Here is a 22,689-nt window from a genome sequence, read left to right as displayed (position 1 = left end):
GGGCGGGGCACCCTGCCCCTCAGGCGACGTCGGTGACGCGCCACCCGTCGGCGGTCCAGGAGAGGGTCAGGACCGCCGTCTGCCGTTCCCCGCCCGGTACCTGTACCGTGCTCCCGTCCTGGCCGACCTGTTCGTGCGGCCCGACGACGTACTCCACGACCACCTCCGCCGCACCGTCGGCCGGCCCACTGGTCGTCCGTGCCGAGGTGACGCTGAGCTCGGCACCGGACACCGAGGTGCCGTCCCCCTGCGCGCGGGCCACGAGCGCAGCATCGGCCTGGTGGGCGGCCGAGCCGGCCAGCGAGACCTCCTCCACAGCCCGCTCTCCCGTCAGGAGCTCGGCACGCCGCCGCGTCAGCTCCGCCGCTGCTCCCGCCGGGTCGGTGCGGTCGAGCGTCAGGTCGTCGTCCTCCGCCTCCACGTCCCCGGCGTCCGCGCCCTGCGGCTCCGCGCCGGGTGGCTCCGCGCCGACCGGTCCCCGGGGCGCAGGCTCCTCGGCCGCCGTCACCACCGCCGGCGGACCTGCCGGTCCGGCGACGTGCAGGCCGACGCCGACCAGCGCCGCCACGACGACGGCCACGCCGGCGACCCCGAGCCCGGTCCGCCACGCACCGGCACGCCGGACGGCGCCCGCACGGCGTGGCCGGGGCCGCAGGTCCGCACGGCGTCGGGTGGTCGGCACCGGACCGGTCCGCGGCCGGCGCGCCCGGCGGTGCCGGGAACGGCGCCCCGGGTCGGCCGTCCGCTCGGCTCCCCGGCCACGTCCCAGCACGGCGGCGGCGAGCACGGCCGGTTCCGGGAGCCGTACGGGCACCGGCGGCACGGCGTCGTCGACCCTGGCGGCGAGCGTGCCCGCCTCCGGCCGGACGCGTGGATCACCCGCGAGCGCCGGAGCCAGGGCGGCCCGGAGCGCCACGGTCGCGTCCGAGTCGGCCGGGTCGACCAGCGAGTCGACGAGCAGCGCGAGGCCGTGGACGTCGTCGGCCTCCGCGACGGCTCCCTCCGGGCAGGCGAGCCGCGGGCGGAGGCGTGGCCGGCCGTCGAGCGCCACGACGACGTCGGCGGCGGCGGGCGGCCCGTGCACGATCCCGGCGCTGTGCAGCGCCGCCAAGCCCTGGGCGACGGCGACGGCGATCCCCGCTGCCTCGGGCACGTCGCACCGGCTGCGCACGGCGAGCACCGTCGGCAGATCGGTCGCGGTCCCGGCGCCGCGCGGGACACGGAGGGTGCCGTCGGAGCTCGTCGCCGCGGTGCCCACCGGCTCCACGCAGGGATGGTCCACGGTGGCGAGGAGCCGCAGCCGTTCCAGGAGCTCCGCGCGGGCGGCGGCATCGGCGGGGACGGTCAGGACGTCGTCGGTCTGCACGCCCCCATGGAACACCGAACGGGCATCGCCCTGCTCCGGCCGTCCACAGCCCCGGCTCAGAGGCTGATCTGGCGGCCCTCCCGGGCGGACGTCCGTGCCGCGTCGAGCACCTCGGTGGTGCGGACGGCGTCCGCAGGGTCCACGGGGGCGGGAGCGTCCCCCGCGAGCCAGGGCGCGAGCGACCGGTAGAAGTCGGCGTGCCCCCCGGGCGCGACCGGCACCGGCTCGCGGTCCCGACCGCGGGTGAGCCAGCCGTGCGTCCCGGCCGGGGCGTCGTCGTCGAACCGCTCGAGCGGTGAGGCGTCCTGCTCGAACGTCGTGACCAGATAGGCGCCGCCGGTCCCCAGGACCCGGGTCCGGGGCCCGGGCGCGCCGACGACGGAACCTGCCCACAAGCGGGAGACGACGGCGTGCGGGCTGGCGGCCGACCCACCGCCCGGCTCGTGCGCCAGCACGAGGAAGACGTCGTCCTCGGTGGGCGTGGTCAGCGCCCGGGTCTGCGCCCACACGCTGGTGACGCGGCCGAAGAGCTGGGTGGCGGAGTCCACGAGGTGCGGCCCGAGGTCCAGCAGCAGGCCACCGCCGGCCGTGTCGTTCTCCTTCCACCGCTTGCGCGGCACGGGACGCCACCGCTCCCAGCGACGCTCGAACGTGTGCACCTCGCCGAGCTGCCCGCGGCCGAGCAACGCGGCCAGCGTGCGCTGCTCCGGGTCCCAGCGACGGTTGTGGAACACGGTGAACGGCGTGCCGGTCGCACCGGCCTCCGCGACGACCGCGCGGGCCTCGTGGACGTCGACGCCGATCGGCTTGTCGAGGACGAACGGGACGCCGGCGCGGGCGAGCGCCGCCGCGTGCTCGGCGTGCAGCGCCGTCGGGCTCGCCACGACGACGAGGTCGTAGCGAGACCGCAGCTCGATCAGCTCGGCCAGGTCACCGAGCAGGCGCGCACCCGGCCAGTCGCCGGCGGCCTGGTTGCGCCGGCCCGAGTCCCGCGTCAGCACGGCCGTGACGGTGTGCCCGGCCTCGGCCGCGAGCCGGCCGTGGATCTCGCGCCCGGCTCCCCCGTACCCGATGATCGCCAGCCGCAGCGGCGCGTAGTCGGCGGGCGCGACGCCGTCCGCGTCGGCCGTCACCGTCGTGTCCCCGTGATCCACCATGGGGACCATGGTGCCCGACGCCGGGCGGTCCGGCCGGTCAGCGCGCCGTGTGCCGTGCCAGCCGTGCCGGCCACCACGTCCGGTCGCCGATGTCGTGCACCAGCGCAGGCACGAGCAGGCTGCGCACCACGAGCGTGTCGACGAGCACGCCGAACGCCACGATGAAGGCGAGCTGGGCCAGGAAGAGCAGCGGGATCACGCCGAGCGCGGCGAAGGTCGCGGCGAGGACCACGCCGGCCGAGGTGATCACCGACCCGGTCACCGCCAGCCCGCGCAGGACCCCCTGCCGGGTGCCCACGCGCAGGCTCTCCTCCCTGACCCGCGTCATGAGGAAGATCGAGTAGTCGACGCCGAGCGCGACGAGGAAGCAGAAGGCGTAGAGCGGCACCGAGGGGTCCGCCCCCGGGAAGTCGAAGACGTTGTTGAACAGCAGCGCCGCGACGCCGAGCGCCGCGCCGAAGGACAGCACGTTGGCGGCCATCAGCAGCACCGCCGCGAGAACCGAGCGGAGCAGCAGCATGAGGATCAGCAGCACGACCGCGAGCACGACCGGCACGATGACCCGCAGGTCCCGCTGACCCGCCACCTGCGTGTCGAGGCGTTCCGCCGCCGCACCGCCCACCAGCAAGTCGGGCGAGATGTCGTGGACGGCGTCCCGCACCGCGGAGACCGTCTCCACGGCCTCCTGGCTGTCGGAGGGTGCGGACGTGGTGACGTCGACGCGCACCATGCCGTCGATGACGAGGGGATCACCCTGGGCGGGCGCCCCGGGTGCCGGAGCAGGCTGGTCGGTGACGGGCGTGGCGGCGGAGACGCCGTCGGTCGACTCCGCGGCCTCCACGACGGCGTCGAGGTCCTCGGCCGGCGCGATGACGGTCACCGGCTGTGCCGACACGCCCTCGAAGTGCCGGGTCAGGGCCTCCTCCCCGTCGACCGAGTCCACCTGCGTCAGGAAGACCTCGGAGTCGCCGGTGCCGTCGGCGTCGAGGGTCGGGACGAACGCCGCACCCGCCGCGAGGACCAGGGCGGTGATGATCCAGACGGGCCGGTCGTGCCGGCCGACGAACCTGGCGACGCGCGACCACACCCCGTGACCGGCGACGGCGACCTGGACGTCGTCGTCGGACGCCTCGGCGGCGGCGACGGTGGCCGGCTGCTCGCCCTGCGGCGTGCCGAGACCGTCGGCCGCGCCGGGGGCGGCGTGCGGGATGCGGGGCCAGAAGACCCAGCGGGCACGGCGTCCGCCGACCAGCAGCAGCGCCGGCAGGAGGGTGAGCGCGGACAGGAACGCCGCGACGATGCCGATCGCCGCGACCGGGCCGAGGCTGCGGTTCGAGGACAGGTCGGACAGCAGCAGGCACAGCAGACCCGCGATGACGGTCCCCGCGCTGGCGGCGATCGGTTCGATCGAGGCTCGCACCGCCCGGCGCAGGGCGGTGTACGGCGAGGGTGTGACGAGCAGCTCCTCGCGGTAGCGGGCGACGACGAGGAGCGCGTAGTCGACCGACGCGCCGACGACGAGGATCGACAGGATGCCCTGCGACTGGCCGTTCAGGGTCAGGATGTCGTTGGCCGCGAGCTGGTAGACGACCAGGCCGGCGAGGCTCAGGGCGAGGACGGCGTTGAAGATCACGACGAACGGCAGCACCGGCGAGCGGTACACGAGCGCGAGGATCACCAGGACGGCGCCCAGGGCGACGAGCAGCAGCACGGTGTCGATGGCACCGAACGCTGCCACGAGGTCCGCGACGAACCCGGCGGGCCCGGTGACCCAGGACTCGAGACCGGAACCGGCGAGCCCGCCGTCGGCGGTGTCGGCGGCCGACAGGGCGCGCAGCGCGCCGATCGCCAGCTCGGAGACGCTGGACTCCTCGGCGCCCACGTCCTCCTGCGCGAGATCGGCGTCCAGGGAGACGACCACCAGGGCGGCCTGGCCGTCCTCGGACGGGACGACGACCGGGTCGGCGACGCTGGCGTCGCCGACCGTGGCGGGCTCGTCGCCGCTGGTGCCCTCGAGCGGGGCGTCGGGGGCGGCGTCGGCGAACGCCTGGACCGCGGCGAGCTGGTCCTCGGTGAGCTGCGAGCCGTCGGCGGTCTCGGCCACGACGAGGGCGGGCAGCGCCTCGTCGTCGGTGAACTGCGCGGCCAGCTCGGCGGCCTCGGTGGACTCGGCGCTGGCCGGGAGGAACGCCGCGGAGTCGTTGGTCTGGACGCTGCTGAGCTGGCCCTGGGCCTGCCCCCCGAAAGCCCCGACCGCGAGCCACACGCCGATGGCTGCCAGAATGACCAGACCACGGACAACGCCCGTCCATCTATTACTCAGCATGTTGAGTATTCTCCACGGGAAGGGGATCCTGGGCAAGTGACCGACCCGACGAGCGACGAACCGGCCGACTGGCCCACCGGTCGGCTGCTCTTCACCGTCGTGCGCCGCATCGAGCACGAGTGGAACGAGCACCTGGCCGGCTGGGAGCTCAACCATGCCGGTTTCCCCGTGCTGCTGCACCTCATGGGCGGCCCGCACACCCAGCGCGAGCTGGCCGCCGTCTCCGGCGTCACCGAGCAGACCATGAGCAAGGTCGTCGCCCGGCTCGAGCGGTCCGGTTACGTCACGCGGACCACGGACCCGCGCGACCGCCGGCGGCGGACCGTGACGGTCACCGGTGCCGGGATGGCCGCCGCGCAGGAGGCCGCGCGCAGGCAGCCCGCGGAGGACCTCGCGCTGCGCGGCCTCGACGAGCAGCAGGCGAAGGAGCTCCGGGAGCTGCTCGTCACGATGGTCCGCGCACAGCGCACGAGCGAGCCGGACGCCGAGGAGTAGCCTGCCCGCATGGACGTCGTCACGCTGCCCGGCCTCACGGACTACCGCGAGGGCTGGGACCTGCAGCGCCGCACGCACGAGTCCGTCCGGGGCGGCGCGCCCGGCGTCACCTACCTGCTCGAGCACGACGGCGTCTACACCGCCGGGCGGCGCACGCGACGCGACGAGTACCCCACCGACGGCACCGAGGTCGTGGACGTCGACCGTGGAGGGAAGATCACCTGGCACGGGCCGGGCCAGATCGTCGCGTACCCCGTCGTCGCGCTGCGCTCCCCCGTCGACGTCGTCCGGTACGTCCGCACGCTCGAGGAAGCCGTGATGGACGTCTGCGCCACGCTCGGGCTGGCGACGGTCCGCGTCGACGGACGCTCCGGCGTCTGGTTCGCCGCGGACGGAGCGTCCGCGCGCCGCGAGCGGAAGGTGTGCGCCATCGGGGCGCGCGTCGCCAAGGGCGTCACCATGCACGGCCTGGCGCTCAACTGCGACCCTGACCTGACGGCCTTCGACACCATCGTCCCGTGCGGGATCGCCGACGCCGACGTGACCTCGCTGTCCGTCGAGGCCGGCCGGCCGGTGACCGTCGAGGAGGTCCGGCCGCTCCTGGCGTCGGCCCTGGTCGAGCACCTGGCACCCCTGGTGACGGAACTCACGGTCACCGATCAAGACACCCGCCCCCCGTCCACGACAGCCGCCGTAGGCTGAGTCGCGTCTACGAAGGGACCGACGTCGTGACCATCGCACCTGAGGGCCGCCGCATGCTGCGGGTCGAGGCCCGCAACGCCACCACCCCCATCGAGAAGAAGCCCGACTGGATCAAGACCCGCGCGGTCATGGGTCCCGAGTACAAGGAGCTCAAGGGGCTCGTGAAGGGCGGTGGCCTGCACACGGTGTGCGAGGAGGCGGGCTGTCCGAACATCTTCGAGTGCTGGGAGGACCGGGAGGCGACCTTCCTCATCGGGGGCGACCAGTGCACCCGCCGGTGCGACTTCTGCCAGATCGACACCGGCAAGCCGGCCGACTTCGACGCCGACGAGCCCCGCCGCGTGGCCGAGTCGGTCCAGGAGATGGGCTTGAAGTACTCGACGATCACGGGTGTGGCCCGGGACGACCTGGCCGACGGCGGAGCCTGGCTCTACGCCGAGACCGTCCGGCAGATCCACGCCCTCAACCCGGGCACGGGTGTCGAGCTCCTCATCCCGGACTTCAACGCGATCCCCGAGCTCCTCGACGAGGTCAACGACTCCCGCCCCGAGGTGCTCGCGCACAACGTGGAGACGGTGCCGCGGATCTTCAAGCAGATCCGTCCGGCGTTCCGCTACGAGCGGTCCCTGTCGGTGCTCACCCGCGCCCGCGAGGCCGGCCTGGTGACGAAGTCCAACCTGATCCTCGGCATGGGCGAGACCATCGACGAGGTCAAGCAGGCGCTCGAGGACCTGCACGCCGCCGGCTGCGACCTCATCACCATCACGCAGTACCTGCGCCCCTCCCTGCGCCACCACCCGGTCGACCGCTGGGTCCGCCCGGAGGAGTTCGTCGAGCTGAGCGACCACGCCGAGGCGGTCGGGTTCCTCGGCGTCATGGCCGGTCCGCTCGTGCGTTCCTCGTACCGCGCCGGGCGGCTGTGGGGCCAGGCCATGACCCAGCGCGGGCAGGCTGTGCCCGCGGCTCTGGCGCACCTCACCGAGCCGACGACCGCGCGCCAGGAGGCCGCGAGCCTGATGGCCTCTCGGGCCCAGTAGACTCAACCACCATGGCCCGCACCAAGTCCGGCGCCGGCGACTCCGCCGACGCGCCCACGAAGAAGCAGAAGAAGCCCAAGAAGCAGCGGTGGTACCACCAGGTATGGGCCGCCTACCAGATGACGAGGCGGCAGGACCCCCTCGTCACCTGGATCATGCTCGCGGTCTTCTGCGGCATCCTCGCGATCGCGCTGCTCATCGGGTTCCTCACCGGCCACCCGGTCTACGCGGCCGTCATCGGGCTGCCGTTCTCCTTGCTGGGGGCCATGTTCGTCCTCACCCGCAAGGCCGAGCGCGCCGCGTACACCCAGATCGAGGGGCAGCCGGGCGCCGTCCGTGCCGCCCTCGGCACGGTGCGCGGCGGGTGGAGCTTCGAGGACGAGCCGGTCGCCGTCAACCGCCAGCAGGACCTCGTGTTCCGGGGCATCGGTCGGCCGGGCGTCGTCCTGGTCTCCGAGGGCCCGTCGCACCGGGTGCAGCGGATGCTCGACGACGAGCGCCGGCGCACGGCGCGGGTGCTGCAGAACGTCCCGATCACCACGCTGCAGGTCGGCACCGAGCCGGACCAGATCCCCCTGCCGAAGGTCGCCCGCAAGGTGCAGCGGATGAAGAAGACGCTGACGCGCGCCGAGGCGGCCGAGGTCGGCAAGCGGCTCAAGGCGCTCGGCGGGGTCCGGCTCCCGGTGCCCAAGGGCGTCGACCCCATGAAGGCCCGTCCGGACCGCAAGGGGATGCGCGGGCGCTGAGCCCCCGGCTCGCCGAGCCCGACGAGCTCCCGGCGGTCGGCACGGTCATCGACGAACGATGACGGTGCCGGCCGCTCTGTCGTGCAGGCCCCGGCCGTCGGTGTCCCACACGACGGCGGGGATCACCAGGCAGAGCAGGACGGTGCGCACCGCGGCGCGGCCGAAACCGACGATGTGCTCCCCGGCGACCCCGAGTCGCCGCACCCGCAGGCCGAGCAGCCGGTGCCCGATCGTCGAGCCGACGGACGCGACCAGGAGCAGGTTCATGACGGCGAAGACGGCCAGCGTGGCGCCCGCGTCGTAGGCGAAGAATCCGTAGCTGATACCGCTGGCGACCGCCCAGTCGAGGCACAGCGCGACCAGTCGGCGGCCCAGCGGCGCGCGCGAACCGGTTCCGGCCGAGGGCAGACCGAGCCTGTCGGGACCCGGCGTCTCACCAGGCGGGACGTTTCCGCCGTTCAACCAGGAACCAAGATCGCCTCGTGAAGCCATGTGATCAGCCTACGCGCGGCAACCAGAGGGTCACGTAACACCGCCGAAACATTCGCGCTATGCAAGGGTAACCCTGCGGCCCTAGCGTCATGGGCGCCGAGCGACCTGGCACCGTCTCACCAAGGAGAGCCTGCATGTTCACCAATGCCGAGGAGGCAATCGCCTTCACCCGCAACGAGGGGGTGGAGTTCATCGACGTCCGGTTCATCGACCTGCCGGGCGTGATGCAGCACTTCAACATCCCCGTCGGGCAGTTCGACGAGGACTCCTTCACCGAGGGCCTGATGTTCGACGGCTCCTCGATCCGAGGCTTCCAGGCGATCCACGAGTCGGACATGAAGCTGGTCCCGGACGTCACCACGGCGTACCTCGACCCCTTCCGCAAGCGCAAGACGCTCATCATGAACTTCTCGATCGTGGACCCGTTCACGGACGAGCCCTACGGTCGCGACCCGCGCACGATCGCCGCCAAGGCCGAGGCGTACCTGCGCTCGACCGGCATCGCGGACACCGCGTTCTTCGCCCCCGAGGCCGAGTTCTACATCTTCGACGACGTCCGCTTCGCCACGTCGGCGAACTCGAGCTTCTACCAGATCGACTCCGTCGAGGCCGCGTGGAACACCGGCCGCGAGGAGGAAGGTGGCAACCTCGGGTACAAGACCCGCTACAAGGGTGGCTACTTCCCCGTCTCGCCCAACGACCAGTTCGCGGACCTCCGCGACGACATCTGCGCCGCGCTGGCACAGGTCGGTCTCGACGTCGAGCGCGCGCACCACGAGGTGGGCACCGCCGGCCAGCAGGAGATCAACTACAAGTTCAACACCCTGCTGCACTCCGCCGACGACCTGATGAAGTTCAAGTACGTCGTCAAGAACGTCGCCTGGCAGGCCGGCAAGTCCGTGACCTTCATGCCGAAGCCGATCTTCGGCGACAACGGCTCGGGCATGCACTCGCACCAGTCGCTGTGGCTGAACGGCGAGCCGCTGTTCTACGACGAGAAGGGCTACGGCGGCCTGTCCGACATGGCCCGCTGGTACATCGGCGGCCTGCTCAAGCACGCCCCGTCGCTGCTGGCGTTCACGAACCCGTCTGCCAACTCGTACCACCGCCTCGTGCCCGGCTACGAGGCCCCGGTCAACCTGGTCTACTCGGCCCGCAACCGCTCCGCGTGCATCCGCATCCCGGTCACCGGCAACTCGCCGAAGGCCAAGCGCGTCGAGTTCCGCGTGCCGGACCCCTCGGCCAACCCGTACCTGGCGTTCGCCGCCCAGCTCCTCGCGGGCATCGACGGCATCAAGAACCGCATCGAGCCGCCGGCGCCGGTCGACAAGGACCTCTACGAGCTGCCGCCCGAGGAGCACGCGGAGATCGCCCAGGTCCCCGCCTCCCTCGGCGAGGCCCTCGACAACCTCGAGGCCGACCACGACTTCCTCACCGAGGGCGACGTCTTCTCCGAGGACCTCATCGCCACGTGGATCGACTACAAGCGCACGCACGAGATTGACCCGATCCGTCTGCGCCCGCACCCGCACGAGTTCGAGCTCTACTACGACATCTGATCGGCGGCCCGCCTAGGGCCTCCTGATGTCGCCGGAACGGCGGCTGACCCGCACGGACGTCCACCGACGTCGTGCGGTGTCAGCCGCCGTTCTGCGTCGCTCGGTGCGGTGCAGCACGTCGGTGGGAACGGGCGCAGCCCGCAGCCCGCAGCCCCACGAGCGTCAGTGAGCCATCTGACGCCCGTGTGCTGCCAGCGCCCAGATGACGAAGACGTCGACGGCGATGACCACCAGGGACCACACCGGGTAGTACGGGATGAAGATGAAGTTCGCCAGCGCACTGAGGGACGCCAGACCGATCCCGACGACTCGCCCCCACGTCCTGCCGGACAGCACGGCGAACCCGACGAGCAGGACGAGCACGCCGAGCAGCAGGTGGATCCAGCCCCACGTGGTGGTGTCGAGCCGCAGCAGGTAGTTCGAGGTCGTGACGTAGAAGTCGTCCTGGAAGATCCCGACCAGGCCGGCGACGGCCTGGAAGCTCCCGGCCAGCATCATCATGACGGCGGCGAACACGATGAAGCCGGTCGCCAGACCGCTTCGCTCCTCGTCGACGTCGCCCGCCCGCGGCATCGGCATGGCTTGCTGAGTCATTTCCGTTCCCTCCCGCACCGCTGTCGACCTCGACCAGGCAGTCTGCATGGCGAGGGGTCCGTCGCTGAACGCGAGGCGCTCGATGCGATGTCCCGGGCGGCACTTGGGTCGTGCGTCCATCTCACCGCTGCCCGGCCCGCGTCGAATCATGCTGATCGAGTGAAATGCCGTCGACCTCACGCGGGCGGCGTCGGCAGCGTGAGGATCTCCGCCCCGTCGTCGGTGATGGCGATGGTGTGCTCGCTGTGCGCGGTCCGAGAGCCGGTTGCACTGCGCAGCGTCCAGGCGTCCGGGTCGGTGACGAGCTCGGCGGTGTCCTCCATGACCCACGGCTCGAGCGCCAGCAGCAGGCCCGGCCGGAGCCTGTACCCGCGGCCCGGCCGGCCGGTGTTGGCCACGTGCGGGTCCTGGTGCATCGTCGACCCGATCCCGTGACCGCCGAACTCCGTGTTGATCGGGTACCCGGCCTCCGACAGCACGGTGCCGATGGCGTGCGAGATGTCGCCGATGCGCGCCCCGGGCCGGGCCGCGGCGATGCCCGCCGCCAGCGCACGCTCGGTGGTCTCGATCATCGCGATGCTCGCCGCTGGCCTCGAGTCACCGACGACGAAGCTGATCGCGGAGTCGGCGGCGATCCCGTCGAGGAGGACGGCGAGGTCGAGCGTCAGCAGATCTCCGTCGCGGAGCGTGGCGTCGTGCGGTCGCCCGTGCAGCACGGCGTCGTTGACCGCCGTGCAGACGTAGTGGCCGAACGGCCCCCGCCCGAACGACGGCTCGTAGTCGACGTAGCACGACACCGCTCCGGCGTCGTCGATCATCGATCGCGCCCACCGGTCGATGTCCAGGAGGTTCGTCCCGACCGATGCCCGGCGCTTCAGCGTCTGCAGGATGTCCGCCACCAGAGCGCCGGCCTGCTTCGCACGGGCCAGCTCGGCAGGGTTCAGGATCTCGATCATGCGACGCCTCTTCCATGTGCTCCCAATAACTATCCCGGCCATACTATCCCGGTACTACAATCGGCAGCATGGTCCGGTTGCCGCTCACCCCCGAGGACGTCGAGCGAGGGCGCCGCCTCGGCGCCGTGCTCCGTCATGCCCGCGCAGACCGCTCGATGCTCCAGACCGCGCTGGACGCAGGAGTCTCGCCGGAGACCCTCCGGAAGATCGAGACCGGTCGCGTCGCCACCCCGGCGTTCTCGACCATCGCGGCGATCGCCGACGTCCTCGGCCTCTCCCTCGACGAGGTCTGGGCCGAGGTCACCCGCGCCGAGCGCGACGCCGAGCCCGCCGGCACCGGTCGCAGCGCCCGCGAGCGCCTGGCGTCCTGAGCGGTCACGTATGCGGTCCGGCGGCATCGACCTCTCGACCGACCCGCGAAAGACGGGCGTCGCGACGATCGACTGGCACGCCGACGGAGCGCGCCTGACGGACGTCGCACTCGGCGCGGACGACGACGACCTCGTCGCGCTGGTCGACCGTGCGGACAGGACCGGCGTCGACTGCCCGCTGGGCTGGCCGACGGCTTTCGTCGACTACGTCGTCGCGCACCGCGACGGCGGCCTCGACCTCGATGTGCCGCTCAGCCGGGCACCGCTCCTGCTGCGGGCGACGGACCGGTACGTCGTCGAACGCGTCGGGGTCCGGCCGCTCAGCGTCTCCGCCGAGCGGATCGGCGCCACGGCCATGCGGTGCGCGGCCGTGCTGTCCCGTCTGGTGCGGGCCGGGACGGTCGTCGACCGGACCGGAGGATCGGGCGCCGTGGTCGAGACCTACCCGGCGGCGGCGTTGAAGATCTGGGGGCTGCCGTACCGGACGTACAAGGGCAGCTCGGCGGAGGCTGGGACCGTCCGTGCCAGGCTCCTCGAGGAGCTCGCCGCGTCCGTCCCGTGGCTGGACCTGGGTGGTCACGAACCCTTCTGCCTCGACCACGACGACGCGCTCGACGCCGTCGTCTGCGCCCTCGTGGCAGGCCTCGTGCTGCACGGCCGCTGCGAGCCGGTCCCGCCCGACGCCGTCCAGGACGCTCGCACCGAGGGGTGGATCGCGCTGCCACCGGCCGGCCTGTCGGACGACCCGCCGCTCGTCCCGCCGGCTCGACCTCGTCAGGGTTCACCCTGAGAAGTCCCTGGTCCGCGCCCGAAGGGCTATCCGCCGCCGGCCCGCGTCGCTAGCGTGAGGCCCGTGCCAGTCATCTCCACGGAACGACTCACCAAGCGATATCCGGGTGTCACCGCCCTGGAGTCGCTGTCCATCGACGTCGGTGACGGCGTCACCGGGCTGGTCGGCGCCAACGGCGCCGGCAAGTCGACGCTCATCAAGATCCTCCTGGGGCTGACGGGCGCGACGTCGGGCGGCGCGCGCGTCCTCGGGCACGACATCGACACAGAAGGCCTCGCCCTGCGCAGCCGCGTGGGCTACATGCCCGAGCACGACTGCCTGCCCGGCGACGTCTCCGCCACCGAGCTCGTGGTCCACCTGGCGCGCATGTCCGGGCTGCCGACGTCGGCGGCCCGCGAACGCGCCGCCGACACGCTGCGGCACGTCGGGCTCTACGAGGAGCGCTACCGGCCGATCGGCGGGTACTCCACCGGCATGAAGCAGCGGGTCAAGCTGGCGCAGGCCCTGGTGCACGACCCGGACGTGGTGTTCCTCGACGAGCCCACCAACGGCCTGGACCCCGCCGGCCGCGACGAGATGCTCGCGCTGGTGCGGCGCATCTACACCGACTTCGGGATCTCGGTGCTCGTCACGTCCCACCTGCTCGGCGAGCTGGAGCGGATCTGCGACAACGTCGTCATCATCGACGGCGGCACGCTCCTGCGGTCGTCGTCGGTCGCCGACTTCACCCGGTCCAGCGCGCAGCTCGCGCTCGAGGTCGTCGCGGAGCCCGCCACGGCGCTCGCCGCGCTGCGCGCCGCGGGCCTGGAGGTCACCCGGGACGGGCTGCTGCTGCTGGTGGAGCTCGCCGGCGACGAGACGTACGACCTGGTGCGCGACGTCGTCGCGGACCACGGGCTCGGGCTGGTCCGCCTGGAGCCCCGGCGCCACCACATCGCCGAGGTGTTCGACGAGGAGGCCACCCGTGTCGCACGCTGACGGCTCGCCGACAGGCGTCATCCACAACATCGGCTACCGGGGCTACGACGGCGAGCGCCTGACCCGCCGAGCGATCACGCTCGGGCTGTACACCCACAGCCTGCGCGGCGCCTTCGGCCTCGGCCGCGCGGCGCGGTCCAAGGTCGTGCCGATCGGCATGTTCGTCGTCCTGGTGCTGCCGGCGGTCGTGCTCGCCGTCGTCGCCGTCGTCGGGGCGAACATGGGTCAGCTCGACGCCCCGGTGGTGCCGTACACCCGGTACGCGATGATCATGCAGGCGGCGCTGGCGATCTTCGTCGCGGTGGCGGCACCGCAGGCGGTGTCGCTGGACCTGCGGTTCCACTCGCTGCCGCTCTACCTGGCACGGCCGCTCGAACGCGTCGACTACGTCCGGGCGAAGCTCGCCGCGATGACGACGGCGGTGCTCGTCCTGCTCGCCGTCCCGCTGGTCGTGCTCTACCTCGGCTCGCTGGCCGCGGGATTCGACGCCGGGCGCGAGTCTGTCGACGTCGCCCAGGCGCTGCTGGGTGCGGTGCTGTTCTCCGCCGTGCTGGCGAGCCTCTCGGTGCTCATCGCCTCCTTCACCTCACGCCGCGGGTTCGGCATCGCCGCGATCGTCACCGTGCTGGCGCTCAGCTACTCGATCGTCTCCAGCCTCCAGGGCGTGGTCGCGTTCGACGCCGACAACTCGGCCGCGGCCGGGTGGATCGGCCTCTTCTCCCCCATGACGCTGGTCGACGGCGTGCAGGTCTGGGCGTTCGGCGTGACGGCGTCGACGCCGGCCGGGCCGCCGAGCGACCTCGCCGGGCTCGTGTTCCTCGTCGTGACGCTGGGAGTGGTCGCCCTGACCTACTGGGCGCTGACCCGCCGCTACCGGAAGGTGAAGGTCTGATGGCCACCCTCACGATCGACACGTGCTCGCGCTGGTTCGGCAACGTCGTCGCGGTCAACGACGTCACGATGTCGATCGGTCCGGGGATCACCGGGCTGCTGGGACCGAACGGCGCCGGCAAGTCCACCCTCATCAACATGCTCGCCGGGTTCCTGCCGCCGTCGGCCGGCGCGGTCACGCTCGACGGCGCGGCCACGTGGAAGAACCCGGAGGTCTACCGTGCCCTCGGCATCGTCACCGAGCGGGAGGCCACCTACGACTTCCTCACGGGACGCCAGCTCGTCGTGGCGAGCGCCGAGCTGCACGGTCTGCCCGACGCCGGCGCCGCCGCGCAGCGCGCGCTGGAGACGGTCGCCATGCAGCAGGCGCAGGACCGCAAGATCGGCGAGTACTCCAAGGGGATGAAGCAGCGGGTCAAGATGGCCTCCGCGCTGGTGCACGACCCGCAGGTGCTGCTGCTGGACGAACCGTTCAACGGGATGGACCCGCGCCAGCGGCTGCACCTGATCGAGCTGCTGCGGCGCATGGGTGCCGAGGGGCGCACGGTGCTGTTCAGCTCGCACATCCTCGAGGAGGTGGAGCAGCTCGCGCACCAGATCGAGGTGGTCGTCGCGGGCCGGTACGCGGCGTCGGGAGACTACCGCGAGATCCGCCGGCTGATGACCGACCGGCCGCACCAGTACACCATCGCCTCGAGCGACGACCGGGCCCTCGCCTCCGCGCTCGTGGCGGACGCGTCGACCGCCGGCGTCAGCCTCGAGGACGGGGTGCTGCGGGTCCAGGCCCGGGAGTTCCTCCGCTTCGCCGAGCTGCTCCCCCGGGTCGCCCGCGACGCGGACGTCCGTCTGTTCGAGGTCTCGCCCGCGGACGAGTCGTTGGAGAGCGTGTTCTCCTACCTCGTCGAGAACTAGGAGCCATCGTGAATCGCACCATCGTCCGCCTGACCGCCCAGGGCATGCTGGGCGGCCGACGCCTGTGGCTGCTCGGCGCCCTGGCGCTGCTGCTCGTCGTGATCGCGGTGGCCACCCGCCTGCTCGCCCCCGTCTCGGAGGCCGACGCCGCGGCGCTGCTGCGCGCCGTCGCCTTCTCCACGTTCCTGCCGCTGTTCGGCCTCATCGTGGGCACCGGCGCGATCGCCCCGGAGATCGACGACGGCTCGATCGTCCACCTGCTCGCCAAGCCCGTCTCCCGGCACACCATCGTGCAGAGCAAGCTGCTGGTCGCGGTCGGGGCGGTCGTCGCGCTCGCCGTCGTCCCGACGATGCTGGCCGCAGCCGTGCTCGGCGCCGGCCCCCGCACCGTGCTCGCGTTCGGCGCCGGGGCCCTGGCCGCCGGAGCGGTGTACAGCGTGCTCTTCCTGCTGCTCACCATCGTCACCCGGCACGCGGTCATCATCGGCCTGGTGTACGCGCTGATCTGGGAGAGCCTGGTCGGCAGCTTCGTGCCGGGCGCGCGGAACCTCAGCGTGCAGCAGTGGGCGCTGTCGGTCACCGAGTCCATCGCGCCGTCCGGCCTGGTCACGGCCGACGTCGGTCTCGGCCTCGCCTACGGCCTGATCGTCGGCGGGTTCGTCGCCGCGACCTGGTACGCGGGCAGCCGCCTCAACGCCCTCACCCTGACCTCGGAGGAATGACAGCGCGCCGGCTCACTCCTCGCCGTAGACCACCCGCTCCATGACGGTCCGGGCCCTGCGGGACGTGCGCAGGTAGAGCTCCTCGAGCTCGCCGCCGGTCCCGACGTCGCCCAGGAGGTTCGCCAGCCCGGACAACGCCCACGCGTCGGCGGGCAGCACGTCGCCACGCGGCCCGCCGACCTTCCCGGACCACAGCACCAGCGCGGACCGCAGGCGTGAGGCCAGCACCCAGCCCTCGCGCAACCACTCCGCGTCGAGCTCGTCGAGCAACCCGGCCGCCTCCGCGGCGTCGAGCGCGGCGACGGTCTCCGTGACGCGGAGCGCCGGCACCTCGTGGGCGTGCTGGAGCTGCAGGAGCTGTACCGCCCACTCGACGTCGGAGACCCCGCCGCGGCCGAGCTTGAGGTGTCGTGTGGGGTCGGCGCCCCGCGGCAGCCGCTCGGCCTCGACCCGCGCCTTGATGCGGCGGACCTCCCGCGACGCCGGTTCGGCCAGTCCGCCGGCCGGGTAGCGGTACCGGGCGACCATCTCGGTGAACCGTCGCGCGAGGTCGGCGTCACCGCCGAGCGCTCCGGCGACCGGCCGCGCCCGGAGCAGCGCCTGCTGCTCCCAGACGTCGATCCACCGCTCGTAGTACTCGGCGTACGAGTCGAAGGTGCGTACCAGCGGCCCCTGGCGCCCCTCGGGGCGCAGGTCCGCGTCGACGGGCAGGTTCGGCTCGGGGCCGACGGCGGAGAGCATCTTCTGCAGGGTCCGCGCCGTGCGCAGGGCGAAGTCCTGGGCCTGCTTGGTGTCGGCGCCGGGCACCGGGTCGTGCACGAACATCACGTCGGCGTCCGACCCGTACCCCATCTCGCGGCCACCGAGGCGACCCATCGCCACGACGAGCATGCGGGTGGGGTTGGCGGCAGGGTCGGGTCCGAGCCCCATCTCCGAGCGGGCCGAGTACTGGGCCACGCGCATCCCGCCCAGCAGCACCATGTCCGCCGCGTCGGAGATGGCGGCCTGCGCGCGCACGGGGTCGAGGACGCCCAGCACCTCGCCGGCACCGGTACGGGCCAGCTCGCGGCGGCGCAGGGCACGCAGCTTGGTCGCCGCGGGGCCGGGATCCTCGGAGCGGGTGAGGACGGCGTCGGCCTCGGCGGCGAGCCGCTCCGGCCCGCGCGGCTCCAGCCGCGACGTGTCGGCGAGCCACTGCACCGACTCCGGCGACCTGGCCAGGGCGTCGGCCAGGTACCGCGAGGAGGCCAGCAGGTGCGCCAGATGGTAGGCGGCGTTGCCCGAGTCCCGCAGCAGCCGCAGGTACCAGGGGGTCGCCCCGAGGCTCTCGGAGAGCTTGCGGAAGGCCAGGAGGCCGGCGTCGGGGTCCGCGCCCTCGGCGAACCAGCCGAGCATGACCGGTAGCAGCTGGCGCTGCAGGGCTGCGCGCCGGGAGGTGCCCTCGGTGAGCGCCACGACATGGCGCATCGCGCCGTCGGGGTCGCGGTAGCCGACGGCGGCGAACCGGGCGCGGGCGGCGTCGGGCGCGAGAGACAGCTCGTCGTCCGACAGCTGGGCCCAGGCCGGCAGCAGCGGTCGGTAGAAGACGGCCTCGTGCAGGGCACGGACCTCGCGACGGGTGTCGCGCCAGCGACGCATCAGGTCGTCGGCGCCCTGGCCGCGCATGCCCAGCGAGCGGGCGAGCCGGCGCAGGTCTTCCTCGGAGGTGGGCAGCAGGTGCGTCCGCCGCAGGCGGAAGAGCTGGACCCGGTGCTCGAGGGAACGCAGGAACCGGTAGCACTCCCCCATGCGTGCCGCGTGCTCGCGGCCGACGAACCCTGCGTGCGCGAGCGCGTCCAGGGCCGCGAAGGTGTTGGCCGCGCGGATGCCCTCGGCCGCGCGACCGTGCACGAGCTGGAGGAGCTGGACGGTGAACTCGACGTCGCGCAGACCGCCCTTGCCGAGCTTGATCTGCCGGTCGGACTCGGCGACCGGGACGTTCTGCTCGACGCGGCGGCGCATCGCCTGCGCGTCCTCCACGAAGTGGTCGCGGTTCACGGCCGCCCACACGAACGGGTCGACGGCGTCGCGGTAGGCGGCACCGAGCTCGACGTCGCCCGCGACGTGCCGCGCCTTGAGCAGGGCCTGGAACTCCCACGTCTCGGCCCAGCGCTCGTAGTAGGCCAGGTGACTCTCCAGCGAGCGCACCAGCGGCCCGTTCTTGCCCTCGGGCCGCAGTGCGGCGTCCACCTCCCACAGCGACGGCTCGACCGACGTCCCGGCGCACACCTTCTGCAGGCGGGAGGCGAGCTGCGTGCCCACCCGCATGGCCGCCGACTCCTCCATGGCGGGCGTGCCGTCCGAGGCGAGCGCGGGCTCGCACACGTACACGACGTCGACGTCGGAGACGTAGTTGAGCTCGCGGCCGCCGGTCTTGCCCATCCCGATCACGGCGAGGCGCACGCCGGCTCCATGGTCCGGCAGCTGTGCCCGGGCGACGGCGAGCGCCCCTTCCAGGGCGGCCGAGGCCAGGTCCGACAGCGCCGCGGCGACGCCCGGGAGCACGACCAGCGGGTCGGCCGCCGTCAGGTCGGTCGCGGCGATGCGCAGCAGGCGCGCCCGGTAGGCCCGTCGCAGCGCATCGGTGGCGGTGCGGGCTTCGGTGTCCGCCCACGACGGCGTCTCGTCGGTGCCGGGGGTCGGGTCGGCTGCGGCGACGGGCACCTCGGCGGCGGGGTCCGCCCCGACGGCACGCAGCATCTCCGCGCGGACCTGGGCGGGGTCGGCACCGGTGCTCGGCTCCTCGTCGGCCAGGACGTCAAGGAGCTCCGGCCGCCGCACGATCTCGTCACCCAGCGCCGAGGACGCACCGAGCACCGCCAGGAGACGCGCGCGGGTGAGTCCCGCCGGTGTCGAGGCGTCGGCCGCCAGCAGACTGTCCATGCGGTCCCCTGCGCCCGGCGCGGCGGCGAGCCGGACCAGCTGCAGCAGCGCGAGGTCCGGGTCGGCCGTGGCCCCGAGCGCCTGCAGCAAGGACTCGCCGTCGTCCGGCCGCAACCGCTGCTGGAGCGCGTCGTCGGCCCACAGGGAGGACGAGCGTGTCAGGTCGGCGAAACCTGCCCGGAGCAGCCTCCGGGTCAGGGTCTCGCGTCTACCGGTGCCGGACGTCGTCGAGCTCACGGGTCGACCCTAGCCGCACCGTTCCCCACCGCGGCTCAGAGGAACTGCAGCGACGTCTGCAGCTCGTACGGCGTGACCTGCGCGCGGTAGGCGTCCCACTCGTTGCGCTTGTTCCGCAGGACGTAGTCGAAGACGTGCTCGCCGAGGGTCTCGGCCACGAGCTCGGACGACTCCATGAGCTCGACCGCCTCGTCGAGCGAGTCGGGCAGCGGTGCGATGCCGAGCGCCCGGCGCTCGGACCCCGTGAGCTCCCACACGTCGTCCTCGGTGGCCTCGGGGAGGTCGTAGCCCTCCTCGATGCCCTTGAGACCGGCGGCGAGCAGCACGGCGAAGGCGAGGTACGGGTTCGCGGCGGAGTCCAGCGCGCGGTACTCCACCCGCGACGAGTTGCCCTTGCCCGGCTTGTACATCGGCACGCGCACCAGGGCCGAGCGGTTGTTGTGGCCCCAGCAGATGTAGCTGGGTGCCTCGGCACCGCCCCAGAGGCGCTTGTACGAGTTCACGTGCTGGTTCGTCACGGCCGTGATCTCACCCGCGTGCACGAGCAGCCCCGCGATGAACTGCCGGCCCGTCTTGGACAGCTCGAACTGCGCACCGGGCTCGTGGAAGGCGTTGTGGTCCTCCTCGAACAGCGACATGTGGGTGTGCATGCCCGAGCCCGGCTTGTCGGCCAACGGCTTGGGCATGAAGGAGGCGAAGACGCCCTGCTCGAGCGCCACCTCCTTGACCACCGTGCGGAACGTCATGAGGTTGTCGGCCGTGGTGAGCGCGTCGGCGTAGCGCAGGTCGATCTCGTTCTGGCCGGGACCGGCCTCGTGGTGGGAGAACTCCACCGAGATGCCCATCGACTCGAGCATCGTGATCGCGGCACGGCGGAAGTCGTGCGTGCTGCCGCGGGCGAGGTGGTCGAAGTAGCCGCCGTTGTCGACCGGGACGAGCGGCTGGTCGGCCGCCGACATCTGGTTGAACAGGTAGAACTCGACCTCGGGGTGCGTGTAGAACGTGAAGCCCTTGTCGCTCGCCTTGGCGAGCTGACGCTTGAGGACGTTGCGCGAGTCCGCCAGTGACGGCTCGCCCTCGGGCGTGAGGATGTCGCAGAACATCCGGCCGGTGCCGTGCCGCTCGCCGCGCCAGGGCAGCACCTGGAACGTCGTCGGATCGGGCTTGGCGATCATGTCCGCCTCGTAGACCCGTGTCAGCCCCTCGATCGAGCTGCCGTCGAACCCGATGCCCTCGATGAAGGCCTGCTCGAGCTCCGCCGGGGCGACCGCGACGGACTTGAGCACCCCCAGCACGTCGGTGAACCAGAGACGGATGAAGCGGATGTCGCGCTCCTCGACCGTGCGGAGCACAAACTCCTGCTGCCTGTCCATGACCCCATCCTGCCCGATACCTGTTAACCGTGGGTGACGTACCGCTCCGGCACCGCCGACCGGAGCGAGACAGGGTCCCGACCGGCTGTCGCCTACGCTATCGACCATGGCAACCACGAGCCACAACACTCCTGCCCCGAGCGACCCCGCACCCGGTGTGAGGTCCGTCACCTCAGGCGACGACGCCCCGACGGGGATCGCCGCCGGCGCCCGGCGCGTGCGGGTCCACCACCTGCAGCAGGCCAAGGAGCGTGGCGAGAAGATCACCATGCTGACCGCCTACGACGCCGCCACCGCGGCGATCATGGACGCGGCGGGCATCGACACCCTCCTGGTCGGCGACTCCATCGGCAACACCATGCTGGGCCACGCCACCACCCTGCCCGTCACCCTGGACGACATGGTCCGGGCCGGCCGCGCGGTGGCCTCGGTGACGCAGCACGCGTTCGTCGTCGTCGACCTGCCGTTCGGCACCTACGAGGCCGGGCCGGAGCAGGCCCTCGCCTCGGCGGTGCGGATCATGAAGGAGACCGGAGCCTCCGCGGTCAAGCTCGAGGGCGGACGGCGGTCCGCCGCCCAGATCCAGGCGATCACGTCGGCCGGCATCCCCGTCGTCGGGCACCTGGGGTACACGCCGCAGTCGGAGAACGCGCTCGGCGGACCACGCGTGCAGGGCCGGGGCGACGACGCCGCCGAGGAGCTGAGCCAGGACGCCCTCGCCGTGCAGGAGGCCGGCGCGGTCGCCGTGGTCCTGGAGATGGTGCCGGTGGAGGTCGCCGCACGCATCACCGAGTTCCTCGCCATCCCGACCATCGGCATCGGGGCCGGACCGGACGTGGACGGTCAGGTGCTGGTGTGGACCGACATGGCGGGGATGACGGACTGGTCGCCGCGGTTCGCCCGCCGCTACGCCGAGCTGGGTCGCGTGCTGGGCCAGGCGGTCACGGACTTCGCCGCCGAGGTGCGCACCGGTGCGTTCCCGGCACCCGAGCACGCGTTCCAGCAGTAGCCGGTCGAGCGGCCTGCCGTCGTCAGGACGGGCCTCGCCAGTCGGCGTCCTCCTCCTCCCAGCTCTCGTTCCGCCGAGCGGCCGTGTCGAGAGCCTGCTGGGCCGCCTCCCGGGTGGGGTACGGGCCCATGAGGTGCGTCCACGACGACTTCTGCGCCGCCTCCTCGACCTCGCCGGTCTCGGTGTTGTACCAGTACTGCGTCTGACGCGGGCTGTTCTCGCTCATGGCACGATCCTGCACCAAGATGGTGCCCATGGCTGAGCAACGAGAGCACCAGGTGGCCTTCGGCATCGACATCGGCGGGTCCGGGATCAAGGGCGCGCCCGTGGACCTGACCACCGGGGAGTTCACCGCGGACCGGCAGCGGATCCGCACACCCCACCACTCGACGCCCGAGGCCGTGGGCGAGATCCTGGCGGAGCTCATCGGCGGCTTCGACCTGCCCGACGACGCCCCCGTGGGGGTTGCCTTCCCCGCGCCGCTGGACCACGGCGTCGTCCGCTTCATCGCCAACCTCCACAAGTCGTGGAAGGGCGTCGACCTGCCCGCGCTCGTGCGCGAGGCGACCGGGCACGAGGCGGTGGCGGTCAACGACGCCGACGCGGCCGGCGTCGGCGAGCAGCGCTACGGCGCCGCACAGGGGCGCGACGGCGTGGTGCTCCTGGCGACGCTCGGCACGGGCATCGGATCGGCCCTGTTGGTGGACGGCGTCCTGGTGCCGAACACGGAGCTCGGGCACCTGGAGATCGACGGGCACGACGCCGAGTCCCGGGCGGCGGAATCGGCCCGCGACCGCGAGGACCTGTCCTGGGAGAAGTGGGCCAAGCGGCTGCAGCGCTACTTCGAGACGGTCGAGATGCTGCTCTCCCCCGACCTCATCGTCGTGGGTGGCGGCATCAGCAAGCAGCACGAGAAGTTCCTGCCCCTGCTGGACCTGCGGGCCGAGATCATCCCGGCGACCCTGCGCAACCGGGCGGGCATCGTCGGGGCGGCGTCGCTGGCGGCCAGCCCGCACTGACCCCGGACGCACGGCTGCCGGCCACCCGTGGGTGG

The 22,689-nt window shown here is 72.6% G+C and carries 22 protein-coding genes; 13 read left to right on the top strand and 9 right to left on the bottom strand.

The genetic code is table 11. The annotated features are described in order from the left end of the window. Window positions 1-19: 19 nt before the first annotated feature. From MWU57_RS14915 to MWU57_RS14905, 3 genes are read right to left on the bottom strand one after another with little or no spacing between them, the layout of a single operon-like run. Window positions 20-1,366, bottom strand: coding sequence for a hypothetical protein (locus tag MWU57_RS14915; protein ID WP_246910187.1), 1,347 nt, complete (start codon window positions 1,364-1,366; stop codon window positions 20-22). Window positions 1,367-1,422: 56 nt separating this feature from the next. Beyond that, window positions 1,423-2,523 carry a Gfo/Idh/MocA family oxidoreductase gene (locus MWU57_RS14910; RefSeq protein ID WP_246910185.1) on the bottom strand — a complete coding sequence of 367 codons (1,101 nt, stop codon included), beginning with the start codon at window positions 2,521-2,523 and terminating at the stop codon, window positions 1,423-1,425. A gap of 37 nt (window positions 2,524-2,560) precedes the next feature. After that, complete coding sequence (locus MWU57_RS14905) at window positions 2,561-4,885, bottom strand: MMPL family transporter (protein ID WP_308221192.1); 2,325 nt, start codon at window positions 4,883-4,885, stop codon at window positions 2,561-2,563. Here MWU57_RS14905 and MWU57_RS14900 point away from each other — a divergent pair, their 5' ends adjacent. From MWU57_RS14900 to MWU57_RS14885, 4 genes are read left to right on the top strand one after another with little or no spacing between them, the layout of a single operon-like run. Continuing rightward, window positions 4,886-5,344: a MarR family winged helix-turn-helix transcriptional regulator gene (locus MWU57_RS14900; protein ID WP_246910183.1), complete on the top strand. Its 459-nt coding sequence runs from the start codon at window positions 4,886-4,888 to the stop codon at window positions 5,342-5,344. 9 nt (window positions 5,345-5,353) lie between these two features. Next, window positions 5,354-6,046: a lipoyl(octanoyl) transferase LipB gene (lipB, locus tag MWU57_RS14895; RefSeq protein ID WP_246910181.1), complete on the top strand. Its 693-nt coding sequence runs from the start codon at window positions 5,354-5,356 to the stop codon at window positions 6,044-6,046. Window positions 6,047-6,072: 26 nt separating this feature from the next. Continuing rightward, window positions 6,073-7,083 carry a lipoyl synthase gene (lipA, locus tag MWU57_RS14890; protein ID WP_106269557.1) on the top strand — a complete coding sequence of 337 codons (1,011 nt, stop codon included), beginning with the start codon at window positions 6,073-6,075 and terminating at the stop codon, window positions 7,081-7,083. 11 nt (window positions 7,084-7,094) lie between these two features. After that, a complete protein-coding gene (locus tag MWU57_RS14885) occupies window positions 7,095-7,829 on the top strand; it encodes a DUF4191 domain-containing protein (RefSeq protein ID WP_106269558.1) in 735 nt (244 codons plus the stop codon). Window positions 7,830-7,874: 45 nt separating this feature from the next. Here MWU57_RS14885 and MWU57_RS14880 read toward each other — a convergent pair whose 3' ends face one another. Further along, on the bottom strand, window positions 7,875-8,321 hold the full coding sequence (locus MWU57_RS14880) for an RDD family protein (RefSeq protein ID WP_246910179.1): 447 nt from the start codon (window positions 8,319-8,321) through the stop codon (window positions 7,875-7,877). 134 nt (window positions 8,322-8,455) lie between these two features. Here MWU57_RS14880 and glnA (MWU57_RS14875) point away from each other — a divergent pair, with 134 nt between their 5' ends. Continuing rightward, window positions 8,456-9,880, top strand: coding sequence for a type I glutamate--ammonia ligase (gene glnA / locus MWU57_RS14875; protein WP_106269560.1), 1,425 nt, complete (start codon window positions 8,456-8,458; stop codon window positions 9,878-9,880). Window positions 9,881-10,042: 162 nt separating this feature from the next. Here the strand turns inward: glnA (MWU57_RS14875) and MWU57_RS14870 are convergent, their stop codons facing one another. After that, window positions 10,043-10,474: a hypothetical protein gene (locus MWU57_RS14870; protein ID WP_246910177.1), complete on the bottom strand. Its 432-nt coding sequence runs from the start codon at window positions 10,472-10,474 to the stop codon at window positions 10,043-10,045. Between the two features lie 176 nt (window positions 10,475-10,650). Next, window positions 10,651-11,430, bottom strand: coding sequence for a type I methionyl aminopeptidase (gene map, locus MWU57_RS14865; RefSeq protein ID WP_246910175.1), 780 nt, complete (start codon window positions 11,428-11,430; stop codon window positions 10,651-10,653). Window positions 11,431-11,498: 68 nt separating this feature from the next. On the opposite strand from map, the gene MWU57_RS14860 reads away from it, so the two are divergent. The 6 genes from MWU57_RS14860 to MWU57_RS14835 all read left to right on the top strand — a co-directional run bounded on the left by MWU57_RS14860 (window position 11,499) and on the right by MWU57_RS14835 (window position 16,094). Further along, window positions 11,499-11,801 (top strand): helix-turn-helix transcriptional regulator, encoded by a 303-nt coding sequence (locus MWU57_RS14860; RefSeq protein WP_246910173.1) that lies wholly within the window; start codon window positions 11,499-11,501, stop codon window positions 11,799-11,801. 10 nt (window positions 11,802-11,811) lie between these two features. Beyond that, window positions 11,812-12,591: a DUF429 domain-containing protein gene (locus tag MWU57_RS14855; RefSeq protein ID WP_246910171.1), complete on the top strand. Its 780-nt coding sequence runs from the start codon at window positions 11,812-11,814 to the stop codon at window positions 12,589-12,591. Between the two features lie 63 nt (window positions 12,592-12,654). Beyond that, window positions 12,655-13,569 carry an ABC transporter ATP-binding protein gene (locus tag MWU57_RS14850; RefSeq protein ID WP_106269565.1) on the top strand — a complete coding sequence of 305 codons (915 nt, stop codon included), beginning with the start codon at window positions 12,655-12,657 and terminating at the stop codon, window positions 13,567-13,569. Continuing rightward, window positions 13,556-14,461, top strand: a complete 906-nt coding sequence (locus tag MWU57_RS14845; RefSeq protein WP_246910169.1) for an ABC transporter permease — start codon at window positions 13,556-13,558, stop codon at window positions 14,459-14,461. The genes MWU57_RS14850 and MWU57_RS14845 overlap by 14 nt, the downstream gene beginning before the upstream one ends. Further along, window positions 14,461-15,372: an ABC transporter ATP-binding protein gene (locus MWU57_RS14840; RefSeq protein ID WP_106269567.1), complete on the top strand. Its 912-nt coding sequence runs from the start codon at window positions 14,461-14,463 to the stop codon at window positions 15,370-15,372. Before MWU57_RS14845 ends, MWU57_RS14840 begins: the two co-directional genes overlap by 1 nt. 8 nt (window positions 15,373-15,380) lie before the next feature. Further along, window positions 15,381-16,094: an ABC transporter permease subunit gene (locus tag MWU57_RS14835; protein ID WP_106269568.1), complete on the top strand. Its 714-nt coding sequence runs from the start codon at window positions 15,381-15,383 to the stop codon at window positions 16,092-16,094. Between the two features lie 12 nt (window positions 16,095-16,106). Here the strand turns inward: MWU57_RS14835 and MWU57_RS14830 are convergent, their stop codons facing one another. Next, window positions 16,107-19,253 (bottom strand): bifunctional [glutamine synthetase] adenylyltransferase/[glutamine synthetase]-adenylyl-L-tyrosine phosphorylase, encoded by a 3,147-nt coding sequence (locus tag MWU57_RS14830; protein ID WP_246910167.1) that lies wholly within the window; start codon window positions 19,251-19,253, stop codon window positions 16,107-16,109. Window positions 19,254-19,288: 35 nt separating this feature from the next. Beyond that, entirely contained in the window at window positions 19,289-20,626 is a 1,338-nt protein-coding gene (gene glnA / locus MWU57_RS14825; RefSeq protein WP_106269570.1) for a type I glutamate--ammonia ligase, read from the bottom strand. A gap of 106 nt (window positions 20,627-20,732) precedes the next feature. On the opposite strand from glnA (MWU57_RS14825), the gene panB reads away from it, so the two are divergent. Beyond that, window positions 20,733-21,635, top strand: a complete 903-nt coding sequence (gene panB / locus MWU57_RS14820) for a 3-methyl-2-oxobutanoate hydroxymethyltransferase (RefSeq protein ID WP_281495780.1) — start codon at window positions 20,733-20,735, stop codon at window positions 21,633-21,635. A gap of 22 nt (window positions 21,636-21,657) precedes the next feature. Here the strand turns inward: panB and MWU57_RS14815 are convergent, their stop codons facing one another. After that, window positions 21,658-21,861 carry an SPOR domain-containing protein gene (locus MWU57_RS14815; protein ID WP_246910165.1) on the bottom strand — a complete coding sequence of 68 codons (204 nt, stop codon included), beginning with the start codon at window positions 21,859-21,861 and terminating at the stop codon, window positions 21,658-21,660. A gap of 28 nt (window positions 21,862-21,889) precedes the next feature. Here MWU57_RS14815 and ppgK point away from each other — a divergent pair, with 28 nt between their 5' ends. Next, window positions 21,890-22,654, top strand: coding sequence for a polyphosphate--glucose phosphotransferase (gene ppgK / locus MWU57_RS14810; protein ID WP_246910164.1), 765 nt, complete (start codon window positions 21,890-21,892; stop codon window positions 22,652-22,654). Window positions 22,655-22,689: the final 35 nt, after the last annotated feature.

Source organism: Isoptericola sp. S6320L (assembly GCF_023015685.1).
GTDB lineage: Bacteria > Actinomycetota > Actinomycetes > Actinomycetales > Cellulomonadaceae > Isoptericola > Isoptericola halotolerans_A.
This window is presented reverse-complemented; position numbering and strand designations above follow the sequence as displayed.

Coding starts and splice junctions, on each gene's coding strand:
- MWU57_RS14870 (WP_246910177.1), bottom strand. CDS start 10,474: ATGACTCAGCAAGCCATGCCGATGCCGCGGGCGGGCGACGTCGACGAG.
- map (WP_246910175.1), bottom strand. CDS start 11,430: ATGATCGAGATCCTGAACCCTGCCGAGCTGGCCCGTGCGAAGCAGGCC.
- ppgK (WP_246910164.1), top strand. CDS start 21,890: ATGGCTGAGCAACGAGAGCACCAGGTGGCCTTCGGCATCGACATCGGC.
- MWU57_RS14885 (WP_106269558.1), top strand. CDS start 7,095: ATGGCCCGCACCAAGTCCGGCGCCGGCGACTCCGCCGACGCGCCCACG.
- MWU57_RS14880 (WP_246910179.1), bottom strand. CDS start 8,321: ATGGCTTCACGAGGCGATCTTGGTTCCTGGTTGAACGGCGGAAACGTC.
- MWU57_RS14910 (WP_246910185.1), bottom strand. CDS start 2,523: ATGGTGGATCACGGGGACACGACGGTGACGGCCGACGCGGACGGCGTC.
- MWU57_RS14815 (WP_246910165.1), bottom strand. CDS start 21,861: ATGAGCGAGAACAGCCCGCGTCAGACGCAGTACTGGTACAACACCGAG.
- MWU57_RS14840 (WP_106269567.1), top strand. CDS start 14,461: ATGGCCACCCTCACGATCGACACGTGCTCGCGCTGGTTCGGCAACGTC.
- glnA (WP_106269560.1), top strand. CDS start 8,456: ATGTTCACCAATGCCGAGGAGGCAATCGCCTTCACCCGCAACGAGGGG.
- MWU57_RS14860 (WP_246910173.1), top strand. CDS start 11,499: ATGGTCCGGTTGCCGCTCACCCCCGAGGACGTCGAGCGAGGGCGCCGC.
- lipB (WP_246910181.1), top strand. CDS start 5,354: ATGGACGTCGTCACGCTGCCCGGCCTCACGGACTACCGCGAGGGCTGG.
- MWU57_RS14855 (WP_246910171.1), top strand. CDS start 11,812: ATGCGGTCCGGCGGCATCGACCTCTCGACCGACCCGCGAAAGACGGGC.
- glnA (WP_106269570.1), bottom strand. CDS start 20,626: ATGGACAGGCAGCAGGAGTTTGTGCTCCGCACGGTCGAGGAGCGCGAC.
- panB (WP_281495780.1), top strand. CDS start 20,733: ATGGCAACCACGAGCCACAACACTCCTGCCCCGAGCGACCCCGCACCC.